Genomic DNA, 5,066 nt, shown 5'->3' on the forward strand with positions numbered 1-5,066 from the left:
ACTACGTCATTGTCGGCATCTTCACGCTGGCCGCGATCCTGGCGGCGTTTGCCTTCGTCTACTGGACGGCGGCGATCGGCGACAAGGGCGAGACGACGTTGCTGCGCGTGCGCATTCCGGGCTCGGCCTCCGGGCTCGGCCGCGGAAGTTTCGTGCTGTTCAACGGCGTCAAGGTCGGCGACGTCAAGCGCGTCTATATTGATGTCGACAATCCGACGGTTGCCATCGCCGATACCGAGATCGACCGCATGACGCCGATCACCAAATCGACGCAAGCCGATATCGGGCTTGCCGGCCTGACCGGGCAGGCCAACATCGAACTCAAGGGCGCCGATCCCAAGGAGGTAAAGCTCCTCGACCAAGCGGAAAAGGAAGGCAAGGTCGCCGAGATCGTCGCCAACCCGTCGGCGGTGACCAACCTCTTGCAGACGGCGCAGAATATCTTCACCCGCGCCGACAAGGTGCTGACCGAGCTCGAAGGCTTCACCAAGGACGTTCGCGGGCCGCTGACGCAGACCGTCCAGAACGTCCAGACCTTCTCCGATGCGCTGGCCAAGAATTCGGACGGCATCGACAAGTTCCTGTCCGCGGCCAGCACGCTGGCCGATGAGCTGAAAGGCGTTTCCGGCAAACTCGACGGCACGCTGAAGGCGGCCGAAGGCCTTCTCAACGCGGTCGACAAGGACAAGATCAAGAGCATCGTCGCCAATGTCGACGCAGTAACCGGTAACCTCAAGCAGACGTCGAAGCAGCTCGACGGCGTGATCAAGAACGTCGATACAGCCGTGGGGTCGGTCAACGACTTCGCCAAACGGACGCAAGGCACGCTGGCCAAGGTCGACAACGTGCTCGACGGTATCGATCCCGCACAAGTGCGCTCGGCGCTCGCCAACATCCAAAAGGCCAGCGAGAGCGCCGACAAGGCCGCCGCCGACATCGCGGAGGTGACCCACAAGTTCGCCAACCGGGCCGACGACATCGACCAGACGATCAAGGACGCAAAGCAGCTCGCGCAACGGCTCAACGATGCCTCGGTGCGAGTCGATGGCATTCTAGCCAAGGTCGATACCTTGCTCGGGTCGGGGCAGGCCGACGGCGTGATGGCGGATGCGAGGGCGACGCTGAAGTCGTTCAAGCAGGTTGCCGACACGCTGAATGCCCGCCTTGGCGTCATCACCGACAATCTGGCGCGATTCTCGGGCCAGGGGCTTTCGAACGTCGAAGCGCTGGTGCAGGACAGCCGCCGTTCGATCAGCCGCATCGAGGAGGCGGTAACCGACCTCAGCCGCAATCCGCAGCGCATCCTGTCGGGTGGCGACGGCGAGGTTCGGCAATTCGATGGCAGGGCGCGGCGTTGACTTCGGCGCCGGCGCGCCCCAGAAACATGAGCCGCGAAAGCGGGTCGATCTTACGATCCGGGGACAACGGGGATCGCGCGTGAAGTCTGTGTGGGTGAAAACGGGCGGGTTGACATCGGCTGCGGCACTGCTTGCCTTGACGCTGGCCGGCTGTGCGGCGTTGGGCGGCAAGCCCGCGCCGCTCGATACGTTCGAGCTGTCGGCGCCGTCGGTCGACGCGCATGGCCACAGCCGCCGCCAGATCCTGATCGCGCAGCCGTCGGCGCTCAAGGCGCTGGACAGCCAGAACATCGTCATCAAGCCGTCGGATCGTTCGATCCAGTATCTCAAGGGCGCGCAATGGGCTGACCGGCTGCCGCTGATCGTGCAGGCGCGGCTGGCCGAGACCTTCCAGCGATCGGGCAGCTTTGCCGGCGTCGGCAAGCCGGGCGAGGGCCTGGCGATCGACTATCAGGTGATCGTCGAGATCCGCTCATTCGAGGTTCGGGTCGACGGCGGCGAACATGCCGAGGTCGATCTGTTCGTGCGGATCCTGAACGATCGCAACGGCGAGGTCCGTGCTTCCAAGAGCTTCACCGCAGCCGCACCCGTCTCGGGCAGCGGCAATCCTGCTTATGTCAGCGCACTCGACAAGGCGTTCGGCGACGCCGCCGGGCAGATCGTGCGCTGGACGGATTCGGTGATCTGAGCGCGACGCGCGCCGGAATCCCATCAGGCTTCTCTACCTACAAGTGGTCGAAGATCTCCGGCCGGAGCTTTCCGGTCTTCATCAGGTGCTGCAGGGTGTAGGTCACGGACAGCGCGTCATCGAGCGCATCGTGCCCCTGCAATGGCGGGTGCTTGACGCCGTAGTAATCCGCAAGCTTGTTGCTCGGCGTTCTCGCCAGATCCTCGATCGGCATTCCGGCTGCGATCAGCAGCTTGACGGCGTTGTCAAACCGGGTGGCCGGGATCGAAGGCTGAATGCCCCCGACATAGCAGCTGATGGCGATCATGTTCAATTCGTCCTTGCCCCAGGACCAGAATCGCGCCCCTTCGGAAAAACGATCGATGTCGGCGAGGGCATCCCCTAGTGCCACCCCTTTTGTCTCCAAATCTTCCTCGGTGATGCCGGTCAGTTTGGTGAAGAATGGGTCCAAGGCGTATCTCTGACCAAACCGGTCGACCGGTTTGATATAGGCCTTGTGTGTTCCGAGCAGGGGGAAGTCGCCTTCAAGTCCAAGCCTGACGGCGCCGATCTGTGCGATCACCGGGTCGGGATCGTGGGCCGCGCACCAGAATCTGCGTTGCGAGCCCTCCAGGCAAAGAAACTCGCAGTCGAAAATGATTGCCGTCTTCACGATCACACCCTGCGAGCGTTAGGGCAGCGGTACTGTGGATGAATTATAGCGCCGTCGGGAGATCGACTTAGGGCGGATTCCGAAGGCATCGATAGTCTCGCAAGACCTGTTGCGGGCAGGTTCAACGCGTGCCGGACGTTAGAGCAGGCACAGGCGGGACCATGGCCCGCCTGTTCAATTCCCGTCTTAGTGCAGGCGGCCGCTCGCATGCGCCAGCATGGTGTAGACCTTGCCGGTGTCCGACGTCAGGTAGGTCTGCGCCATGATGTTGTCGCGGTCGTTGCGTGAGACATCCTTGAGCAGCTTCTCGAAATCGTCGCAGTAGCGGTCGACGGCGGCGCGGAACTCGGCCTCGGCCTGATACTTGCGACGGATCTCGTCGAACGTCTGCTGACCCTTCAGCGTGTAGAGCCGCCTTGTGAACACGTCACGCTCGCCGCGCCGGTAGCGGTTCCACAGCTCGATCGAAGCATCGTGGTCGATGGCCCGCGCGATATCGACGGAGAGCGAGTTCAGCGATTCGACGACATGAAGGGGCGATCGCTGGGCAGGCGTAGCGCGGGGCGCTTCCGCAGTCGCTGGGGGAGCTGCCGACCTGAGGTCCTCATCGTTCGATGCCGCGGTCAGCAGATCGCGCACCCAGCCACCCTGCGGCGTGCGGGCGTTGGCATCGCCGCGCGGACGCGGTGCCGCCTCGGTCGGACGGTCAAGGTCGAGCGTGCCGCGCAATGCAGGGCCGCCCAAGGGCGCCTGAGGCGTGCGCAGGTCCGGCTGCGGTGCCGGTGCTCGGCGCGGCGGCTCGGCAGCGCGTGCGGCCGGCGCTTGCGGCGCCGGACGCAGGTTGCGTGGTTCGGACCCTTCACCGCCGCGGCCGGACTTGGCCACGATGTCCGAAAGCTCCTTCAGGGCGTTGATCTGCTCGGAAACGGCGCGGCGGATGGCCGAAGTCGATTCCTTGGCCTCTTCCGGCATTTCGATGACGCCCTTCTTGAGCTCGGCGCGGGTCAGGTCGAGCTCGCTCTTGATCGAACCCGCTGTGCGCCGCATCTCCTCGGTCGCATCGGCAAAGCGCTTGGTTGCCGAGTCGACGACGTCGGTGATGGCGTTGCGGATCTTGTCGGCCGACTCCATCGTCTTGCCTTCGGCGTTCTGCAGCGTCTGGCCGACGAGATTTTCGAACGAGCGCATGACCCTTTCGAGATCTTCCGACTTCTTGACCAGGCCGACGGCGAGGTCTTCGAGCGACGACTGCCGTTCGAGCGTGTGTTCGAGGTTGCTCTGGGCCGAGCTCAACAGGTCCGAAGCACTGGACAGCAGGCGGCTGTGCTCGTCGAACTTGGTGGCAATCGACGCGACCTCGCGCAAGGTGGACGACGACAGTTCCGTCAGCCTTGTCGTGTTCGAATCGACCAGACGTGCCGAGCTGGCAAAGGTCTGCGCGGCCTTCTCGGTGGTGGCGGCGAAGCTTTGCGTGCTGCCGCTCAGGCGTTCATCGACCTGGCCGAGATTGACCGCGGCCTGCTCGATCAGCTGACCGAGCTGCGAACTGGACTTGGTCATCCGGCCGATGAGGTCGGCGACGCTGTCGGACAGCGACGAGCGGGCACCCTCGACCGCCGACAAGGTTTCGGCGGTGCGGTTGGCGAGCGCGTCGACAAGTGCGGCATTCTCGCTGCGCAGCTTCTCGGTGGCGCGTTCTGTGACCTCTTCCATGCTCTTTTGCAGTTCCGAGCCGCCCTGGGCGAAGCGCTCGACCAAAGGCCGTGCGGTTTCGTCGAGGATCTTCGACATTTCGGCCGAACGCGCCGCGAGCATGGTGTTGAGTTCGCGGGTGTTGGCGCCGATCGTCTTGGCGGCATCGTTGGTGCTCTGGCCGATATGCTGGCCAACCGCGGTGAAGGTCTCGGCGATCACATTGGCGCGCGAGACGAGTTGCGCCTCGGCGTTCGACACCTGCTCGTTGAGCTTCTGGCCCATCGTCTCGGCCGTAAAGGCGAGGCGGTTCTCGACGCCCGAGACCTGCTCTTCGACACGGGCTGCCGCGGCCGCCGCGCTCGAGGCGAGACGCTCGTCGGCGCCGGCAAGCGCCTGCTCGATTTCGCGGGCATGCACGGCCATTTCCTGGCCGGTCCGCCTTGCGCGTTCGGCAACCCGTTGCTCGGTATCGGCAAAGGCGCCGACGATCGTCTCGGCATGCTCGCCGATCGTGGTGGTGCTGCTGGCGATGCGCGACACCAGACGCTGATCCGCGTCGTCGAAGATACGGCCGATTTCCGAGGCGCGGCTCGACAGCGCTTCCGAACCCTCGGCGATGCGCGAGACGAGCTGCTGGTCGGCGGCATCGAAGATGCGGCCAAGGTCCGATGCG

Annotated in this window: 3 protein-coding genes and 1 pseudogene; 2 read left to right on the forward strand and 2 right to left on the reverse strand. The window is 64.4% G+C overall.

What is annotated here, in order from left to right; genetic code table 11:
- On the forward strand, positions 1 to 1,358 hold a 1,358-nt coding region (locus tag EN969_RS16100), incomplete at its 5' end, for an MlaD family protein (RefSeq protein ID WP_164758289.1).
- Complete coding sequence (locus EN969_RS16105) at positions 1,339 to 2,046, forward strand: ABC-type transport auxiliary lipoprotein family protein (RefSeq protein ID WP_063167914.1); 708 nt, start codon at positions 1,339 to 1,341, stop codon at positions 2,044 to 2,046. The genes EN969_RS16100 and EN969_RS16105, both read left to right, overlap by 20 nt.
- Before the next feature lie 37 nt (positions 2,047 to 2,083).
- Here the strand turns inward: EN969_RS16105 and EN969_RS16110 are convergent, their stop codons facing one another.
- Positions 2,084 to 2,698, reverse strand: coding sequence for a 3'-5' exonuclease (locus tag EN969_RS16110; RefSeq protein WP_063170226.1), 615 nt, complete (start codon positions 2,696 to 2,698; stop codon positions 2,084 to 2,086).
- 186 nt (positions 2,699 to 2,884) lie between these two features.
- Positions 2,885 to 5,066, reverse strand: a pseudogene (locus EN969_RS16115) (kinesin); the annotation flags it as partial.

Source organism: Mesorhizobium sp. M7A.F.Ca.CA.003.01.2.1 (genome assembly GCF_003998945.1).
GTDB lineage: Bacteria > Pseudomonadota > Alphaproteobacteria > Rhizobiales > Rhizobiaceae > Mesorhizobium > Mesorhizobium ciceri.

Excerpts from the sequence above, each read along its gene's own strand:
- EN969_RS16105 (WP_063167914.1), top strand. The coding sequence starts at position 1,339 with ATGGCAGGGCGCGGCGTTGACTTCGGCGCCGGCGCGCCCCAGAAACAT.